The organism is Peribacillus sp. B2I2, assembly GCF_041261685.1.
Taxonomy (GTDB): domain Bacteria; phylum Bacillota; class Bacilli; order Bacillales; family DSM-1321; genus Peribacillus.
In genome coordinates, this window is sequence record NZ_JBGCCB010000001.1 from 1,952,901 (window position 1) to 1,970,760 (window position 17,860).

A 17,860-nucleotide genomic window follows, 5' to 3' on the forward strand; every position below is an offset into this window, starting at 1 on the left:
TTAGCCCTCCTTTTTTATATATGTAAACATTACATGAAATGAACTAACCTGTCAAAGTTGTTTTTAGTGGTTAGTTAAAAACCCATAAAAAAAGAACCAACTCTTTCAATAAGTTGGAACTTCATTCATCATCAGATTTCCGGTGTTGAAAGCGGGCTACCTTTTTTCTATTACCGCATATTTTCATTGAACACCACTTGCGTCTTCCACTTTCATCGATAAATAACAGCACGCAATCATTATTCGAGCATCGCTTTATTGATGTAAGCTTATTTTCTCCAATTAAAGTTAAAAAGTCATAAGCAATAAAAGACAGCAGGATATCTTCGGCTTCTCCAACAGGTATGGCAATCAGTTTTTGATCCATTAATTTATAAGTGAAAGGTGATTTTTTGATTTTTTTTTCTAAAAAAGCGATAAATTCATCAGGAATTGGATTCCCATCTGCTATTGATTCAAATTGTATTCTTAAAATAGTACGCATTTCTAGAATACTTTCTAATACCTGTCCGATTCTCTCTTTTATTTTTAGGATTAGCTGATCATCCCAAAATGAGTTTTCCCCTTTTATTACCTGAATCCAGTCCAGCGCATCGCCTTCTGAAAGCAATAAGTCTTGACGTTGTCCACGACTTACAAGTTCTGTGTTCACTAAATCCAGAGATAGATAACCGGATATAAGTGGGAATTTATTAGTTTCAGACATAAAATTCTTCCCCCGTTTGCCTTTTATATTCTAACCATTGAAATGTTATTTAAGAGGTTATATCATCATTATACCCTATATAGGCATTTCTCAGAGATACTTATCATGTTAGGAAGAACTTACTGTATTGCATGCAACTTTTACGGGATAACATGAATCGTGTTAACAACTTTTTTATCAATGATCGGTAAATCAAAGCCCGTGAGAATCAATCGTTTTAAAAGATAAATGCAAGAGAGGAAAAAAGTTCTTGACAGAACCTGTACGTACAGGATAATATGAAAGCGTATACAGAACCTATACGTACAGGTTGTTAAATCAACTATATTTTGCTTTCTAGGGAAAGGAAGTAGTGAGATGAGTAAATACACAGAACCAGCAATGGATTTGCTTCAACATGTTGGAGGGAAAGAGAATATTGCAACAGTTACGCATTGTGCGACAAGAATGCGTTTTGCATTGAAAGATCCCGCCAAGGCGGACGTAACGAATATTGAATCGATTAAACTTGTGAAAGGAACCTTTACACAAGCTGGCCAGTTCCAGGTCATAATCGGCAATGAAGTATCATCCTTTTATAATGAATTCGTTTCCATAGCTGGATTGCAGGAAGCATCAAAGGAAGATGTGAAAACGGCAGCCAAACAGAATATGAGCTGGTTGCAGCGTTTGATTTCCCATCTTGCGGATATTTTCACCCCACTGATTCCTGCCATAGTCGTTGGCGGACTCATCCTTGGTTTCCGTAATATCATCGGCGATATTAAAATGTTCGATGATAGCACGAAAACCCTTGTGGATATTTCACAATTTTGGGCAGGGGTCCATGCCTTCCTTTGGTTGATAGGTGAAGCTATTTTTCATTTTCTTCCAGTTGGGATTACCTGGTCCATCTCAAAGAAAATGGGCACGACTCAAATTCTCGGCATCGTCCTTGGGTTAACCCTGGTTTCCCCACAACTTCTTAATGCATATGCAGTTGCAGGCACAAAGGCAAGTGACATACCTTTTTGGGATTTCGGTTTTGCCCAGGTCGATATGATCGGCTATCAGGCCCAAGTCATCCCAGCTATACTTGCAGGGTTCGTTTTGGCGTATTTAGAACGGTTCTTAAGAGATAAAGTACACAATTCCATTTCCATGATCGTCGTTCCATTTTTTGCTTTACTACCAACTGTAATCATTGCCCACACCATTTTGGGGCCTTTAGGATGGAAAATCGGTTCAGTCATTTCTACGGTTGTATATTCCGGATTGAATTCATCAGTGGGCTGGCTATTTGCTGCCGTTTTCGGCTTTGCCTATGCACCGCTTGTCATCACAGGACTGCATCACATGACAAACGCAATCGATCTTCAGCTTATGAGTGAATTGGGTGGAACGAACCTATGGCCGATGATCGCCTTATCCAATATTGCACAAGGTACAGCAGTGCTTGCGATGATTTACATCAACAGAAAGGATCAGGAGGAAAGACAAGTTTCGATTCCTGCCACGATTTCATGTTATCTCGGTGTAACAGAGCCAGCCATGTTCGGCATTAATCTGAAGTACGGCTATCCGTTCTTAGCCGGTATGATCGGTTCACTTTTCGCAGGAATCGTTTCTGTCGGATCTGGAGTAATGGCAAACTCAATCGGTGTCGGGGGTATTCCAGGGATCCTTTCCATCCAGCCACAGCATATGGGAATGTTTGCACTCGCGATGTTGGTTGCTTTCGTTGTCCCATTCATTTTGACTATAGCATTCTCCAAGCGTCCACAAATGAACTTGAAAACAAGAACGAAACCAACGAAATTAAATGCTTAATAATGCGGAGGGAGAGCATTCTCCCTCCTTTTTACCATACTGACCAAAAAGATACATCCGGGACAGCAGAGGAGGATATAAATTGAAGGATTTTAAAAAAAGTACCATATATCAAATTTATCCGAAGTCTTTTAAGGACTCAAACGGTGACGGCATCGGTGACATAAATGGTGTAATTGAAAAACTTGATTACCTTGATAAACTGGGAGTGGATTATATTTGGCTGACCCCCTTTTATCGTTCACCTCAAAATGATAATGGATATGATGTAGCGGATTACACATCTATTGATCCTATGTTTGGGACAATGGATGATTTCGAGAGATTGGTGAAGGAAGCTAATTCACGGGATATCCACATCATGCTGGATATGGTATTCAACCATACATCAACAGAGCATGAATGGTTCCAAAAAGCGTTGGCTGGAGAGAAAGAATATAAAGACTATTATATTTTCAAGAAATCGAAAGATGGAGAGCCCCCTACGAATTGGATTTCGAAATTTGGAGGCTCTGCATGGGAATATTTAGCGGAACATGATGAATACTACCTTCATTTGTTCGATCGGACACAAGCTGACCTTAACTGGGAAAATCCCAGAGTAAGGGAGGAAATTTTCAATGTAGTAAACTTTTGGATGGATAAAGGTGTCAAAGGATTCCGGTTGGATGTCATCAATCTTATATCGAAACCCGATTTATTTGAAAATGACAAAGATGGAGATGGACGTTGCTATTATACAGATGGCCCGAAAATTCATCAATTCCTTAAAGACCTGAATGAAGAAACTTTTGGTAAGGATGAAGAGGTGATGACAGTAGGGGAAATGTCATCAACGACCATTGACCATTGCATCAAATATTCATCTCCAGATGAAAAGGAGCTATCCATGGTATTCAGTTTCCATCATCTAAAGGTGGATTACAAGGATGGGGAAAAGTGGTCACTTGCAGATTTTGACTTCAGGAAGTTAAAGGATATCCTAAGCAGCTGGCAATATGGGATGCAAGAGGGAAATGGGTGGAATGCACTGTTCTGGTGTAACCATGACCAGCCGAGGATTGTGTCCAGGTTTGGAAATGATCAAGAGTATCAAAAGGAATCGGCCAAGATGCTGGCAACAGCCATTCATATGCTCAGGGGGACCCCTTATATATATCAAGGGGAAGAAATAGGGATGACCAACCCGAAATTCAATGATATTGAACAATATCGGGATGTGGAATCGATTAATTATTACAATATTTTAAAAGAGGCAGGCAAGGATGAAAAGGAAATAATCGAAATCCTTCAAGCTAAATCCCGTGATAACTCGCGAACTCCCATGCAATGGGAAAATACGGAGCATGCAGGCTTTACAAAAGGGACGCCATGGATTACAGTGCCTGATAATGCTAGGATCATCAACGCTGAACAAGCACTGAAGGATAAGGACTCCATTTTTCATCATTACCAAAAACTTATATTCTTAAGGAAGAAACATGATATCATTGCATATGGGGACTATCAGGAAATTCTAGGAGATCATGATCAATTGTTCTCCTATATACGCAGTTATGAAGATGAGAAACTTTTGGTCATCAATAACTTTTATGCAAAAGAAGCGTCCTTCGAAATTCCAAAAGATGCTGACCTATCCGGATTCAAGTCAGAGCTCCTACTTTCAAATTATATCGATTCGAAAGACCTTGCAGATGATATTATCCTTCGTCCCTATGAATCGGTTGTCTATTTGTTGAAAAAGGAAGAGTAGGGGACTAACAAAAATATATTGTGGTGATGAAATGAACAGCAAATACCTATCGCTTTATGGTGATATTGTTTCAAAAATCGAAGAAGGAACCTTTCCGACAAATTCAAAGCTTCCTTCCGAAAGCAGCTTCATGGAAGAGTACGAGATATCCAGGGATACTGTGAGAAAGTCCTTACATTTGCTCGAACAAAATGGGTATATCCATAAAATCAAAGGCAAGGGTTCCTTTGTGTTGGATTTCAGTAAATTTAATTTTCCTGTAGCAGGCTTGATTTCCTATAAAGAAATGGTGGAAAAGTTGAATCTGCATTCCAAAACGATCATCCATACCATGGAGCTTGAGACCCCCGACTCAAGCCTGATCAAGCTTCTTGACTTAACTGAAGGTGAGGAAGTATGGAAAGTGTTCCGGGTTCGGCAAATTAATGGGAAGAAAATCATTTTGGACAAAGACTATTTCAATAGTGAGTTCGTAACTAACCTGACAAAGGAAATTTGTGAGGATTCGATTTATGGTTATATCGAAAAGGAACTCGGGCTCCAGATTGGTTTTTCCAATAAGGAAATTACCGTGGAGCCATGCAGTGAAGAAGATAAACAATTATTAGACATAGAAGACTACGATATGGTGGCAGTTGTGAAAAGTACCGTCCATTTAATCGATGGAAGCTTGTTTCAATATAGCGAATCAAGGCATAGACCTGATAAATTCAAGTTCACGGACTTTGCACGAAGGACTTGGTGAAAGCCTGAGCTATAAGAGGAAAAGGCTAAGGGAGAAATGTGATAACCAATTAGGTTATCAAAAAAAAGGTCAAAGCATTAAATTCAATATTCAAAAAGAGAAGGTCGCCATGGCGGCCTTTTCTAATGCGGTTCAAGGTGTTAGGTAAAAATGTAAGGGGTAAAGAGGATCGTCAAACCATTAGTTTGACGTTTCTCCTGCTTGTTTCGGGGTGTGTGAAGCATTTAGCAAAACCACGCCACCAATGATCAATACCAAGCCACCCAATGTAATGATACTAAATGGCTCATTCCATAATAATACGCCAATTAATGCTGTTAAAGCTGTCCCAATTCCTGCCCAAATGGCATATGCCAAGCTTAACGGAATTGTTTTAAGACATAAAGATAAGCTGTAAAATGCTATTCCAAATCCTATAATAACCCCAAATGACGCGAATAAATGTGTGAATCCTTCAGATAACTTAAGCATGGTCGTACCAAATAATTCACTTATGATAGATACTCCTAAGGCTATGTACCCTTTCATATTATTACCTCCGATTATTAAAATGTTAATGAGATCCGCCACTGGAGAGTTTCAAAACAACCACTCCTCCAATGATTAGGGCTAGACCTAAAAATTTTTTCAGGTTAAAGCTCTCTTTATAAACGATAATTCCCACTAAAGCAGTTAAAGCAGTCCCTATTCCCGACCAAATAGCATAAGCCGTTCCAAGCGGAATGGAAATAAGAGATAAAGACAGGCAATAAAAAGCCACCCCCATTCCCATTACCACACCAATGGAAGGGTATAACTTTTTAAATCCGTTTGATACTTTTAACATCGAACTACCAAAAACTTCACTTATGATGGCTATTGCCAAAAATGCATAAGGATTCAAGATAATCTCCTCCTGTATATTCATTACTCTTTCCAATCATATTCCCAAGCATCTTATCATCTAAAGTCCCCATATAAAACTAAAACCTTATTGCGAGTCTAATATTTTCTATCGTTAAAAAATATATCCTATCCTAGTTGAAAAAGGATATAATTAGCCACTTCAGCTATTAAAGCTTGTTTCGCAGCATTTTTTACGATAAAAGAACAAATTCCTTTTAGTCAATTGAATCCATGAGTAACATTGAAACACAAAACCGTCCGGACGGTCTTTTTATATTTAACGATACCTGCAGGTTACTTGTCAAGTGCATCTAGTACTCTTGAAATTCAACATCTTCCAGTAAAAGTATGGAAATTTGTATAGAAAGATTAAGAGTATCGTTATGAGATATGCATTGCATGCTTGCCCTTCCTATTATAGAAATGTTGCTGGGGAGTTTTCTTTTGCAAGACTTGCTTAATAATAAGGTCAAACAGGGATTTTTAGGGATTTTGTCGAATTAAGTTCATTAAACGATTATGATGGGGTGAACTTCTTTCATGGAATTTTTAATAAAAAAAGAGTGTTTCATTAAAGCGATTTCTGAAGTCAGTCATGCAGTTTCCATAAAAACACCAATACCCATTTTATCAGGAATAATGATAGTGGCTAATGACGATAGCTTAATCCTTATTGGCAGTGATTCCGATATTGTCATTGAAAAAAACATTCCTTTAACGATTGATGGAGTAAGGGTATTGGAGGTTTACCAAAAGGGTACTGTCGTATTATCGGCAAAATATTTAAGTGAGTTCGTTAAAAAATCACCTGATGATATCCATGTAAAGCTGAACGAAAATCAATCAGTTACCATTATATCAAATGAAATTGTAACGAATCTAAATGGATTCCATTCTGAGGAATACCCAAACCTTCCTCAAGTTGATGAAGATGGTCATTTTAAAATCCCAAGTGTTGAATTACTGGAAATCATTAAGCAGACTGCGTTTGCCGTTTCTAAAACTGAGGCCAGACCCGTTCTGACAGGCGTCAATATGACATTCAGGGATAACATACTTTCTTGTGTTGCAACAAATACTCATCGTTTAGCGGTAAGAGAACTTGCGTTAGAATCGAAGGTGAATGGTTCGTTCATCATTCCAAGTAAAAGCCTTAATGAGTTAACCAATTTAATTAATAATCAATCGGGTGTTATACATATTTTCATCTCGAGAAGCCATATGGTGTTTAAATCAAACAACTTCTCACTTTTTTCTAGGCTGATTGAAGGTAATTACCCTAATGTATCAGGGTTGCTGCCAAAAGATTTAAAAACGATCATCACCTTGGATACAAATCTACTGTTGAAAGGTATTGATAGAGCCTGCCTTTTTGCAAGTGAATCGAGGAATAACAATGTACATCTGGAAATCCTGGATAATACTAAGTTAAGAATTTCTTCTACCACATAAGAACTAGGGGAAATAGAAGAAACGCAAAGCATCATGGCAATCACAGGAGAGGAGGGGCTAAGTATATCACTAGATGGAAGTTTTTTAATGGATGCCTTAAAAGCGATAAAAGAAAAAGAGGTCAGACTAAGTTTTGGTGGTCCAATGAGACCTGTCTTAATCGAGCCAAGCGGTAATTCTTCATATCGTCATCTTATTTCACCAGTGAGAACAAACTAAAGGATTAAAGTATAAAGGAAACGAATAAAAGGTTAAATCGATTAACGGAGCAGCAAATAATAGAAAGTTATGATGGGGAAAGGTCAATAGCATCATCCACATAAAAAAAGAACAAAGAAAAGAGACCCAGTAGAAAACTTATAAAAGTCTGGGCCCATTGTATTCATATCGATTGAAGTAATAGTTTACTATAGGTTTTCATTCCTGGCTTAATGCCGGCAACTTTATTTCGAAGGTAAAGATAGAACCTTTTTCGCTTGTCCCAGCAAGCCAAATGCGTCCGTCCATCAATTCCGTCAAACGTTTGCAAATGGAAAGCCCCAATCCGGTTCCTCTGTTCATTTCTTCATATCCTTGGGGATACATATGATTGAAAGAATGGAACAATCCATTGATTTTGTCAGTTGGGATACCGATTCCTGTATCCCTCACAGTGAAGGATAGACGAATGAAATCAAGGTTTTTTTCATCGGGAATCAAAGCGGCGGCAATGTTAATTTCCCCGTTATTCGTAAATTTAATGGCATTTCCTACTAGATTAACGAGGATTTGACGAATCTTATGATCATCGCCCAATAATACCATAGGAATATTAGAATCGATTTCCCCTAGTAGTCGGATTCCCTTTTTAGCGGTTTCCGCTGTGAATAGTTGGATGACCTGTTCCACACAGGAACGGATATCAAATGGTTGAATGTTCATTTCCATTTTACCTTCATCCATTTTCGAATAATCCAATATATGACTGAGCACCGTAAGCAGTGACTTTCCGCTCGTTTCAATGATTTCTGTATATTCTTTTTGTTCTTCAGTCAATTCAGTTGATTGTAACAGTTCTGCCATTCCCATAATCCCGTTCAAGGGGTTTCTGATTTCATGACTTAAGACCGCCAATAAGTCGGATTTATCCTTGCTGAGTTTATTTATGTGAAGTGAAGCCAGACGCAATTCCATTTCATCCATGACGATTTGTGCAAGAGACCTGAGCATATCCAACTCTTCTTCTGTAATTGTACGCGGTTTATAATCAATGACACACAACACGCCAAGGTTATGGTTATCATGGGTATTCAATGGGATGCCTGCATAAAAACGAAATCCGTTTTCACCTGCAACCAAAGGATTCGCTAATGATCGGGGGTCTAAACTAGCATCATTAAGAATATAAGGAACATTATTAAGAATGGCCGAAGCACAAAGCCCTGGCTCCCTATCTATTTCCTCCACATCCAAACCATGATGGGATTTGAACCAAATCCGATCCGTGTCGACGAGGCTTGTTATTGCGATAGGGACATTGAGTAGTTGCGATGCAAGGGCTGTAACCCTGTCAAAAGCGCCATCTGGCGGTGTATCAAGTATTTGATACCGCTGTAAAGCATTTAAACGCTCTCGCTCAAGTTGGCTTTTTTCTTTCATATTGTTCAATATTATTCCTCCTATGTCATACGGATTGCCAAGGGTAGTAAAAGCCCATTATAATAGGATCCCTTTTAAAATTAAAAGGGAATTACATTAGAATCCTATCTGACATTCCTAAACAGCAACATAATGTGAGACTTCATCAAGTTATTAAAGAAATTTTGTTTCTTCGACTTAAAATTTCCGGTAAGCCCTCTTTAATGAAAGGCACTAAAGTCTTTCAAAATGTTGTTTATTCTTCTGATTACTACTAATTATAACACTAAGTTCACGGCTGGATTGAATTTTGACGGACTTGTCCCTAATTCGGGGCAGCGGAATCTTTTTTCTATGAATCTTCGGAATAGTAAAGTGGTAAAAAATTAATTAATGATTATGATAAACGTTAGTATTTCATTTGAACGTGGTATGGCTTGGACTTTCTTAATAAACAAGCAGCAGATAAGTGAGCTTTCGGAAAAAACTGTGGGAGTTTCATCAGAAGCCTCCATATCTGCTTACTTTTAAAAAGATATATACGTTATTTAGACAAGTTCTTCAATATCCATCTTTTTATTAACTTAGCAACTTGGGGTGGAGGGAGTTTGTAGTATCCAGAGTCGGTATCGGTATAACTGCATTTTTGGCTTCGCAAACTAACTCCACAGAAAGTATATTCATATATTTAATGCTATCCACTGTCCATGTGCCACTTGCCGTTAATAGCTGTATCCGTACATACTTTAAAGGGGGATAATTATTATGTATGTTAGTCAAACCTGGGATCATGTAGTAATTGCAAAATTAAATCAAACTGTTCACAGCCTGCATGCGAAACTATATCCTAAGTATTTTAAGGAATATAAGTATAGCGCAATGGAAGAAACTTTTAAAAATTTGATTAAAAATGACAGATTTGTTTTTCTTCTATTAAAAGAACATGAGGAACCGATTGGTTACGCTTGGATTGAAATAAAAAGCTATCCAGAAAATGCTTTTAAATATGGGTATAAATCTGTATATGTGCATCAGCTTAGTATCGTTGAAAGTCAAACCCAAAAAGGTTATGGTAAGCAACTAATGAATGAGGTATATGAAATTGCGAAAAAGAATGATATAGATTTAATTGAACTGGATTATTGGTTTGGAAACAATGATGCAAAAGAGTTTTATAAGAAGCAACACTTTAAAAGTTATAGGGAGTTTGCATTTAGACAGTTATAACCACTTTGAATTTCCCGTTTTTTAAAGGTTTGGAGGAAGGAAACAAAACCCCGAATCGGGGTTTTTTAATTAATATCTTAACATTCTCCTTGAAAAACAGGGGGGTTGAGGAACTCCACAAATAAATCTTTGGCTTTGGGTATAACACTCTGCCACGACACTTCGGGTATGCGGAAAATTATGCTTATACGTGATGAAGTGCTTATTCACGGTAGTTGTATGTGTCGGATGAAAAACTGGAATCACAGTGTTAATGACATTTGTTTTAACATATTGCTTTGTTGGAGAGGTTTGTGGCGGATTATACTGAGTAGGCATTGTTTGAGGTGGGCAATATTGTGGTGGACATTGACTGCCTTTCGGATGTCTCCAGGGCTTATTATACATTTCAACACCTCCTATATTTTTTTGAAACTCATTGTTAGTTTATGAAAATAAATGATAAAGGGACTAGTATAAATGCCTTTATCAAAAATAATGGCTGCATCATGAACCTGTCATAAACTTTCCCGTAGTTGGGGAAAGAGAATTTATCTAAGGAATAATATCTCACTTATTAAACGGTTATTAATTTTTTCCAATCTGGGTAATCGCTTGATGAACAAATGACTTGTGTCTTTCCCGCCAGATATTTTCCTTGCTTTTTTCCAAGCCCCATTCAGGAAATGAAGATAACCGTAATGCAGCAAATAATTGCCAGAAGGGTAAGTTTGTAAAATTCACTTCAGGCATCATGGATTTATATTGATTGGAGAAGTCATTCATTGCTTCCATTCCATAATGAAATGAAATTTCGAGTTGGCTATTGGCAAGGTCAGCCAAAGGGTCCCCTAAGCCGGAGTCTTCCCAATCAATAATGGAAACTAATTTATCCTCCTTCCATAATATATTTCCAGGCCAATAATCACCATGAAGGATCACTTCCTTATTCATTGAGGATAATGGCATGAATGATTTTAACACATCTCTAATTAAGCTCAGATTTAATCCTTCGTCCTTGATTACCCTTTCTTTATTTAACATTTCTACATATGAATTTTCTAGTTTGGGCAGGAATGATAAAGATAGATTTGCACAATCAACACGATGGATCTTTGCTAGATTGCTTGCAATTTGTAAGATATGATCATTAAGATTTGAGGGGGTGAACTCTGGCTTGCCCTCAATAAACTCGATAAGTATACATGGTTTGGAAAAAAACCCGCAGGATTCGAAGTAATAGGGAGTCGGTACAGGCAAACCTGCAGATTTCAATATTCCTAAGAGCTTGTGTTCATCTGCCGCAATATTTGGATTCCGTTTCAAGTCATTATCACCATGCTGACGAATGATCATTTTTATGATTTGCCCTGTAGATTGTAACAATTCAAGTCCTGTCACCTGTGCAGAAATCCCGCCTTTTAATTCCCATGTGCGAATGAGCTTATTTCCTGGATCCAACTTTTGAACCAATTGTTCAAACTTACTACATTCATTATTCATAGGCCCACTCCTTTTAAGGGTTTAAGTTCACATTTTATATGGGTATCATTCAGCACTTTTTTCTTTTTGGCAATGTTAAAGGTAAGATTGATTTATAAAAAATATAAACTGAAAACCAATTGAATGCTACAAATGTCCAGTTTTCCTATTACTTTCGTAAAAGTTGTATTTCTTAGAATCCCATTAGCATTTGGCTAGAACTTCAATAAATGAAACCAATCGCTTGTTACACACGTAACGTAATGTAAAACAAAGTGAGGTGTCATACATTGAAAATAGAGAAATATAAAGTGGAAACACTGCAAGGGACGTTACAATATAATATTAGTGGAAGCGGAAAACCCAATATAGTTTTGATTAACGGTGGTTCGGGACCGATGGAGGGTTGGATGAAAATCCTACCGGCAATTTCGGAATCATCATCAGTATTTTCCTATAATCGTTTGGGTGTTGCTGGCAGCGATAAACCGAAGGAAAACCAAGACGGGATAAATATTGTTAACACTTTACGTGAAGCACTAACAATAGTGGGCTTTAAACCTCCTTTCTTATTGGTTGGACATTCGCTAGGCGGCTTATATGCTAATTTATATGCCAGACTTTATCCAAATGAAGTAGAAGGAATTGTTTTTTTGGAATCCAGCCACCCGAAAGATATAAGTCTTAATGAATATCAAGGCAAGGCAGTAAAAATCATTAATAAGATCTTCAAGATGTTTGATTCCTTATCTTCACATAAAAAATTCAACGAAGTTAATTTTGTAAAAAAAACTATAAATCAAATCCATCAAATTAATGAATTTCCCGATATACCTGTATTTGTCATTACAGGTGGACAAGAAAATCGAATGATGCCAGAGGAAGTTCGAAAAAAACGACTTGAGAATCAATTGGAATTACTTTCATTGTCAAGAAACAGCAAACACATTGTCGCTGAAAAAAGTGGACATTTTCCACAATTAACCGAACCAACTGTAGTGATTGACTCAATAAAAGATTGTGCAGAAAAAATAACAAACCATAGCCAATAAATGCAAAGACTTTTATTTAGAGTATTGTTGTTTACATGCTATGTTAAAGATAAAGGTTGAACTATGTTTAGGCTATGTTCTTTCTATACGTTGATAAAATTCAAAAAGTATTGGAACTCCTTTAGGTCCTATTTTTAAATATTTATTATAGTTTAGCTTTAAACAAATTTTAATTGTCGTTCATCTTTGTCGCTAATCCAATTCAATTCAAAATATAATCCTTAAGCCCTCTATCTCCTTCCATCACCTTGTTGATAGTTTGATGGCAATTACTCCTGTTTGAATTTACCAAAGTGAAATAATGGAATGAATCTTTTTCAAGAAGTCGAAAGATTCTCGCCCATGGGGTTGTAATAATACACCAGCAGTGGTGTATTTTTTTTTTTGGACGAAAGGGAGAAGGAGGGCATCATTTCTTGTTAATAGAGACAACTTGTACGGAAAACGAAGAAGAATCTCTATTATTATAAAATTTCTTTAATCCGATGGTTATGTGTACAAGCATTTGTTTATGCGTAACATAAGATTAATAGAGGTGATCGAAATGGTAAAAGTGTTTATTGATCCCGGCCACGGTGGTACGGATCCAGGCTCGGTGGGGAATGGATTGAAAGAAAAGGATTTAACTTTATCCATTGCAACTCGAATAAAAGACATCTTATTAATAGAATATAATAACGTTTTTGTAAAAATGAGCAGGACCCAAGATACGTCCGTCTCTTTAAACGATCGGACGAATCAAGCGAACGCTTGGGGAGCTGACTTCTACCTCTCCATCCACATTAATGCTGGCGGCGGCACTGGGTATGAGGATTACATTTATACGTCAACTAATCAGGTAACGAAAACGTATCAAGATTATATTCATTCAGAGGTCATGAAGCTTATCAACATCCAAGACAGAGGACAAAAAACAGGAGATCTACATGTACTCCGTGAAACGGATATGCCTGCACTCCTGACTGAAAATGGATTTATTGATAATGTCAATGACGCAGCCAAGTTGAAAACGTCATTCTTTATCGAATCACTGGCTCGCGGACATGTAAACGGTTTAGTTAAATGCTTCAAACTTACAAAGAAAAGTACTGCTGTATACCACAATGTCGATAGTGGGGACACCGTATATTCCTTAAGTATGACCTATGCCAGTACTGTTCAGCAAATTAAAGATTGGAACGGTCTTGACAGTCAGTTCACCATTACAGTAAACCAGAAATTGCGGGTGAAATGAATAATTAATAATTGACTGGTTAAATTATTTATAATTTCCAGTAAGCACACCACGCAGGGAAGCCCTTCTCTAAAAGAGAGGGGCTTTTTCTGGTTCTGGAATATTCAAGTTAAGAAATAATCTTGTCCATTCTTTCGATAATAGAGAAAATCTTTGTTAAAAAAGAGAGAAATGGTATTTTATGACTAAAATATTATTACCTAAAGTTGATCTTTTACAAAGTCTATTAAAAACCAATTCTTAAAACTGATAAACAAAGATTCTTATTATTTTTAGAAGAAAAAACATCCTTAACGAATGTCTTATCTATTAACCATGGATTCCACCTCATTATATGTAATGCCTTGAATATAACTAAATCCATTCTTATTCATCAAGCCTGGCCTGGCAGTCTATATTAATTGCAGTTTATCATGGAATCAAGCCTCTGACGGGATTCGAACCCGCACTCCTTTCGTAAGCATAGGCTAGGGAGAGAACACGCTTCCCTACGGATTTTCACCGGCAGGAATTCCACCTGCCTCAGCTTATTTGCTTTTCGGTGCTTCTGAAACCCTTGCCTTACGACCCGGTGGCTACAATGTTTTCCGGCGCTCTTCCCTTCTAGAGCTACAGAGGCGAATGCTTATCATCCCATTATACGATTCTTATATGAGGTTGTGAACCGAAGAATAAAAGATTGAAAATGTGATTGTCAAATACAGATATTACTTAATGAAATATTTACTGTAATAACTAAAGGAAAACCTTGGTTGGATTGATGAAATGGAATAGTCTGCAATTCGAAAGCAAGGAGACTAAAAAAAGCGTCCTCGGACGCATATATTTGCCAACCCGTTCACTCAATGAAATAACTAACTTGAGGAAAACCGATATGATGTTTTAAATCGCCGATTGAAAGTTGCTGGTGATTAGCGACTCCCGTTAGTTTTCCCTTAAAGGATTCATTTATTGGTACGGCAGTTATTGTTTTTCCTAAATTCATCAGTAAATGGTCAAAGAAAACTGGTTCTGTAGGAATTGTATAAGTTGGTGATGAACTTTTCATCGTTTTCGGAAAGTTGCTATATAGGAATAATGTCCAGGAGACGGTATCCTGGTTTCATAACGATCATATTGCATGAATCATTTCACTCCTTTACTAATGTAAGGTATGCTTTATTAATAGGTTGACACAAATTTATATCTTTTGGATAAGGCAAATCATCAAAAAACAATACTAAAAAGCACAAACCAAAATGATTTGTACCTAATATGTATCAGGGAATACAGGCCTGAACTGAACGAATTGAATCTAATTAATGTATTATTGCTTGTCATTAATTTATTCATTGCCGCAATTGAAACCCTAGTGATGGATATTAATCGTATATTTTAATGGCTTGAACCACTTTTCCTAAAATTCGGACTCTATCATTTTTGATGTTATAGGTTTTTTCTTCATAAAAAGGATCCGTGCTGCAGGGCATGAGTGTGATATTTTCTTCATTAATATTCACTTTTTTGACTGTGGCATCGTGACCATTTACCATAACCACACCAATTTTTCCGCTTTCGACGTAGGTTGTTTTTTCAACAAGGATCAATGATCCGTCACTGAATTCTTTGTTCATGCTGTTGCCTTTCACTCTAAGGAAAAAATACTCTTCATTCGATTTTAGCATGGAATTTAATGTCGGCATATACGCTTCTATATATTCGTTGGTGAAATTAGGCTCTCCAGCAGGGATATTTCCGTAGACACCAATTAATCTTACATTCTTTTCATTTAAAAATTCCATTGTAGGATTGTTTCTAACGATTGGTGCTCCTTCAATAAGGTGGGACAGCGGGATTTCAAAGCATGAGGACATCATGCTCAATTTATCCATTAAAGGTTTATTCCGTCCGGATTCCCAAGCTGATACTGCCGTTGGGGCCACTTTTAATATATTTGCCAAATCTTCTTGTGTCATTTTTCTTTCTTTTCTTAACATTTTAATACGTTCACCAATGTGCATATTTCTTCACCTCTAACTTGAATATACACTATGAGTGAAAGTGAGTAAACTTGAAGTGCGTGAATTTTACAAAAATTTGTTGAAAACTATACTTCAAGTGTGATATCATTTTTTTAGACAGGTGGTGACAAGATATGACAAACGTTAAGTTCACACTTAAACAAGCGAGGAAGTATAAAGGATTAACTCAAGACGAAATGGCTAAAGTGCTAAAGATGGCCAAGAGAACCTACATTGATTATGAACAATATAAGATTCCTTTGCGAATTGATAAGGCGTATATGTTCGCTGAATGTGTAGGATTCTCGATCGACGATATCATTTTTTTTGATCCTGACCTACACTTCAAATGTAGTTGAAGATTTAAAGGTTATCAGCTTCCGTTACTAGTGTGACCATTCCTGGGTTGAAAAATTTAATCAATAGCACTGATCTGCCAAGGGACAAAATTCATGATTATGATGATTTAAGTGAGGATGGAAAGAGGGTGAAAAAAGTGGAAAGGGAAATTAGGTCCTCTGAAGTTGCAGTAGGAGCTACCGTTAGCACCTTTGCGATTTGAAAGGAAATTCGTGGAGAGTTCATTGATGATATTATCGTACACGACGGTGTATTCAAATTGTTCAATCGAATGGACGAGCTTTTAAATGAAATTAATTTTCCAGTTCTCAGGGTTAATTACGGGTATGTGGGAGGAGGGGGCTTAAAGGAGTTTTTAACCAAAAAAAGTCGCTTGCATGTAAACTCCCAATCGGAACATGATGGTGGTGATTTTGATGGAAATGCAATTTCGATGGGGGACCCAATTGTAATGGGGAAATTTTATTGATGAAGAATCATGATTAGGGGCAATTGGACAGTGGCACATTCGAAGGGAAATTTTATAAGGATGTTCATAAAAAAAGTCAAGCCCTCTATCCCTTGCAGGAGAAGGGCTTGTTCTATTTTTTGTATTTATATAACAATCGCTGTTAAGTATTTCCTTCATAATTTGTTCTGGAGCCCAATTATCCTAGTGGGATTTTTCCCTTAACCTGCTTTAATGTCGCTACTATAAGAAAGCTAACAATCACTAATAAGAAGCATGCACTCACCTTTCCTAGATGACCGATACTCCATGCATCGGATTGGTTTGGATATTCCCACGCTCCAAAGAATGTTGCGATATTTTCGGCTATCGATATAAAAGATCCGATGAGCAAAAGAAAGTGCGAGTGGCATACGGTAACGAGTTCCATCAACCTCGTATGTGCCCCATGATTGCAAAAAAACGATAATTTCAAGTCCAGATAAACACCAATGAACGTCAATCCAATAATGTGGGTGAAGAAATTCAAACGCAGCTGCAGAGGTACTACTAGCAAAAACGGTGGCCGCTTAACCAGTTCAACCTTTAACCTCCTCCATGTCTGGCAAAGATAACTGACTATACTCCTTACATGAATCCGCTAAACAAAGGCACTCCAAAAATTTTGAAATGTCCTCCCTCTGGATAAGAGTTACTCATGAATTTAACCATTCAACAATGGAGGCACAAATCCTGAGATCACTAAAACCACTCGTTCATTTTGGTTGGGAGCCGGCCCTATCATGTTTGTTTCCTGTAGTTATTTTTGCCTCTTTGGCTTTTACAAAAATCATGCCACTTCCCTTCCTGCCATGGTATGACTGGCTGATCATCATCTGCCTTCTGATGCAGTGGTGGATGGTGCGTTCCGGGCTTGAAACAAGGGATGAGCCAAAGGTTATCACATTTCTCCACCTTATTTGGGCTTGCCCTTGAGCCAGCATCACTTCAATTATAATTGCCAAGTTATTCACCACAGACTATTAAGTCATTTTCTGATTTTAAATCTAAGTAATCGGATTGCTTTTTACTTTTATGTATGTTTCATTCATTCTCTATCGATCATTGGTTT

At 37.3% G+C, this 17,860-nt stretch carries 17 protein-coding genes and 2 pseudogenes; 10 read left to right on the forward strand and 9 right to left on the reverse strand.

Features of this window, described 5'->3' with window-relative positions:
- Positions 1 to 121: 121 nt before the first annotated feature.
- A complete protein-coding gene (locus ABIE66_RS09830) occupies positions 122 to 706 on the reverse strand; it encodes a CGNR zinc finger domain-containing protein (protein WP_370014561.1) in 585 nt (194 codons plus the stop codon).
- A 357-nt stretch (positions 707 to 1,063) separates the two neighbouring features.
- Here ABIE66_RS09830 and treP point away from each other — a divergent pair, with 357 nt between their 5' ends.
- The 3 genes from treP (at position 1,064) to treR (ending at position 5,013) form a co-directional block, all read left to right on the forward strand.
- Positions 1,064 to 2,515, forward strand: a complete 1,452-nt coding sequence (treP, locus tag ABIE66_RS09835) for a PTS system trehalose-specific EIIBC component (RefSeq protein ID WP_289324570.1) — start codon at positions 1,064 to 1,066, stop codon at positions 2,513 to 2,515.
- Positions 2,516 to 2,597: 82 nt separating this feature from the next.
- Positions 2,598 to 4,268: an alpha,alpha-phosphotrehalase gene (treC, locus tag ABIE66_RS09840; protein ID WP_370014562.1), complete on the forward strand. Its 1,671-nt coding sequence runs from the start codon at positions 2,598 to 2,600 to the stop codon at positions 4,266 to 4,268.
- A gap of 31 nt (positions 4,269 to 4,299) precedes the next feature.
- Complete coding sequence (treR, locus tag ABIE66_RS09845; protein ID WP_289324572.1) at positions 4,300 to 5,013, forward strand: trehalose operon repressor; 714 nt, start codon at positions 4,300 to 4,302, stop codon at positions 5,011 to 5,013.
- A 180-nt stretch (positions 5,014 to 5,193) separates the two neighbouring features.
- Here the strand turns inward: treR and ABIE66_RS09850 are convergent, their stop codons facing one another.
- Both ABIE66_RS09850 and ABIE66_RS09855 read right to left on the reverse strand, forming a co-directional pair.
- Complete coding sequence (locus tag ABIE66_RS09850) at positions 5,194 to 5,541, reverse strand: DMT family transporter (protein ID WP_289316912.1); 348 nt, start codon at positions 5,539 to 5,541, stop codon at positions 5,194 to 5,196.
- A 25-nt stretch (positions 5,542 to 5,566) separates the two neighbouring features.
- On the reverse strand, positions 5,567 to 5,896 hold the full coding sequence (locus tag ABIE66_RS09855; RefSeq protein WP_370014563.1) for a DMT family transporter: 330 nt from the start codon (positions 5,894 to 5,896) through the stop codon (positions 5,567 to 5,569).
- 542 nt (positions 5,897 to 6,438) lie between these two features.
- Here ABIE66_RS09855 and dnaN point away from each other — a divergent pair.
- Together dnaN and ABIE66_RS09865 are read left to right on the forward strand one after the other, a co-directional pair.
- Positions 6,439 to 7,350 carry a DNA polymerase III subunit beta gene (gene dnaN / locus ABIE66_RS09860; RefSeq protein WP_370014564.1) on the forward strand — a complete coding sequence of 304 codons (912 nt, stop codon included), beginning with the start codon at positions 6,439 to 6,441 and terminating at the stop codon, positions 7,348 to 7,350.
- A gap of 12 nt (positions 7,351 to 7,362) precedes the next feature.
- A complete protein-coding gene (locus ABIE66_RS09865) occupies positions 7,363 to 7,569 on the forward strand; it encodes a hypothetical protein (RefSeq protein WP_370017012.1) in 207 nt (68 codons plus the stop codon).
- 198 nt (positions 7,570 to 7,767) lie between these two features.
- Here the strand turns inward: ABIE66_RS09865 and ABIE66_RS09870 are convergent, their stop codons facing one another.
- Positions 7,768 to 8,988, reverse strand: coding sequence for a GAF domain-containing sensor histidine kinase (locus tag ABIE66_RS09870; RefSeq protein ID WP_370017013.1), 1,221 nt, complete (start codon positions 8,986 to 8,988; stop codon positions 7,768 to 7,770).
- A gap of 744 nt (positions 8,989 to 9,732) precedes the next feature.
- Here ABIE66_RS09870 and ABIE66_RS09875 point away from each other — a divergent pair.
- Positions 9,733 to 10,194: a GNAT family N-acetyltransferase gene (locus ABIE66_RS09875; RefSeq protein ID WP_289324575.1), complete on the forward strand. Its 462-nt coding sequence runs from the start codon at positions 9,733 to 9,735 to the stop codon at positions 10,192 to 10,194.
- 69 nt (positions 10,195 to 10,263) lie between these two features.
- On the opposite strand, the gene ABIE66_RS09880 is transcribed toward ABIE66_RS09875, so the two are convergent.
- Together ABIE66_RS09880 and ABIE66_RS09885 are read right to left on the reverse strand one after the other, a co-directional pair.
- Entirely contained in the window at positions 10,264 to 10,581 is a 318-nt protein-coding gene (locus ABIE66_RS09880; RefSeq protein WP_353957902.1) for a CotD family spore coat protein, read from the reverse strand.
- Positions 10,582 to 10,761: 180 nt separating this feature from the next.
- Complete coding sequence (locus ABIE66_RS09885; protein WP_370014565.1) at positions 10,762 to 11,676, reverse strand: phosphotransferase family protein; 915 nt, start codon at positions 11,674 to 11,676, stop codon at positions 10,762 to 10,764.
- A 269-nt stretch (positions 11,677 to 11,945) separates the two neighbouring features.
- Between ABIE66_RS09885 and ABIE66_RS09890 the strand changes: the two genes are divergently transcribed.
- Both ABIE66_RS09890 and ABIE66_RS09895 read left to right on the forward strand, forming a co-directional pair.
- On the forward strand, positions 11,946 to 12,707 hold the full coding sequence (locus ABIE66_RS09890; protein ID WP_370014566.1) for an alpha/beta fold hydrolase: 762 nt from the start codon (positions 11,946 to 11,948) through the stop codon (positions 12,705 to 12,707).
- A 544-nt stretch (positions 12,708 to 13,251) separates the two neighbouring features.
- Positions 13,252 to 13,941, forward strand: a complete 690-nt coding sequence (locus ABIE66_RS09895) for an N-acetylmuramoyl-L-alanine amidase (RefSeq protein ID WP_370014567.1) — start codon at positions 13,252 to 13,254, stop codon at positions 13,939 to 13,941.
- 838 nt (positions 13,942 to 14,779) lie between these two features.
- Here ABIE66_RS09895 and ABIE66_RS09900 read toward each other — a convergent pair.
- Together ABIE66_RS09900 and ABIE66_RS09905 are read right to left on the reverse strand one after the other, a co-directional pair.
- The gene (locus ABIE66_RS09900) at positions 14,780 to 14,989 is read right to left on the reverse strand and encodes a hypothetical protein (protein WP_370014568.1); all 210 of its coding nucleotides are present in this window, start codon (positions 14,987 to 14,989) and stop codon (positions 14,780 to 14,782) included.
- A gap of 313 nt (positions 14,990 to 15,302) precedes the next feature.
- On the reverse strand, positions 15,303 to 15,941 hold the full coding sequence (locus ABIE66_RS09905; protein WP_289324579.1) for a LexA family protein: 639 nt from the start codon (positions 15,939 to 15,941) through the stop codon (positions 15,303 to 15,305).
- 134 nt (positions 15,942 to 16,075) lie between these two features.
- Between ABIE66_RS09905 and ABIE66_RS09910 the strand changes: the two genes are divergently transcribed.
- Entirely contained in the window at positions 16,076 to 16,300 is a 225-nt protein-coding gene (locus tag ABIE66_RS09910) for a helix-turn-helix transcriptional regulator (RefSeq protein ID WP_289316901.1), read from the forward strand.
- A gap of 648 nt (positions 16,301 to 16,948) precedes the next feature.
- On the opposite strand, the pseudogene ABIE66_RS09915 reads toward ABIE66_RS09910, so the two are convergent.
- Positions 16,949 to 17,439: pseudogene (locus tag ABIE66_RS09915) on the reverse strand (DUF817 family protein); the annotation flags it as partial.
- 42 nt (positions 17,440 to 17,481) lie between these two features.
- Between ABIE66_RS09915 and ABIE66_RS09920 the strand changes: the two are divergent.
- Positions 17,482 to 17,709: pseudogene (locus ABIE66_RS09920) on the forward strand (DUF817 family protein); the annotation flags it as partial.
- Positions 17,710 to 17,860: the final 151 nt, after the last annotated feature.

Coding starts and splice junctions, on each gene's coding strand:
- ABIE66_RS09830 (WP_370014561.1), bottom strand. CDS start 706: ATGTCTGAAACTAATAAATTCCCACTTATATCCGGTTATCTATCTCTG.
- treP (WP_289324570.1), top strand. CDS start 1,064: ATGAGTAAATACACAGAACCAGCAATGGATTTGCTTCAACATGTTGGA.
- treR (WP_289324572.1), top strand. CDS start 4,300: ATGAACAGCAAATACCTATCGCTTTATGGTGATATTGTTTCAAAAATC.
- ABIE66_RS09850 (WP_289316912.1), bottom strand. CDS start 5,541: ATGAAAGGGTACATAGCCTTAGGAGTATCTATCATAAGTGAATTATTT.
- dnaN (WP_370014564.1), top strand. CDS start 6,439: ATGGAATTTTTAATAAAAAAAGAGTGTTTCATTAAAGCGATTTCTGAA.
- ABIE66_RS09870 (WP_370017013.1), bottom strand. CDS start 8,988: ATGAAAGAAAAAAGCCAACTTGAGCGAGAGCGTTTAAATGCTTTACAG.
- ABIE66_RS09875 (WP_289324575.1), top strand. CDS start 9,733: ATGTATGTTAGTCAAACCTGGGATCATGTAGTAATTGCAAAATTAAAT.
- ABIE66_RS09880 (WP_353957902.1), bottom strand. CDS start 10,581: ATGTATAATAAGCCCTGGAGACATCCGAAAGGCAGTCAATGTCCACCA.
- ABIE66_RS09885 (WP_370014565.1), bottom strand. CDS start 11,676: ATGAATAATGAATGTAGTAAGTTTGAACAATTGGTTCAAAAGTTGGAT.
- ABIE66_RS09895 (WP_370014567.1), top strand. CDS start 13,252: ATGGTAAAAGTGTTTATTGATCCCGGCCACGGTGGTACGGATCCAGGC.
- ABIE66_RS09900 (WP_370014568.1), bottom strand. CDS start 14,989: ATGAAAAGTTCATCACCAACTTATACAATTCCTACAGAACCAGTTTTC.
- ABIE66_RS09905 (WP_289324579.1), bottom strand. CDS start 15,941: ATGCACATTGGTGAACGTATTAAAATGTTAAGAAAAGAAAGAAAAATG.
- ABIE66_RS09910 (WP_289316901.1), top strand. CDS start 16,076: ATGACAAACGTTAAGTTCACACTTAAACAAGCGAGGAAGTATAAAGGA.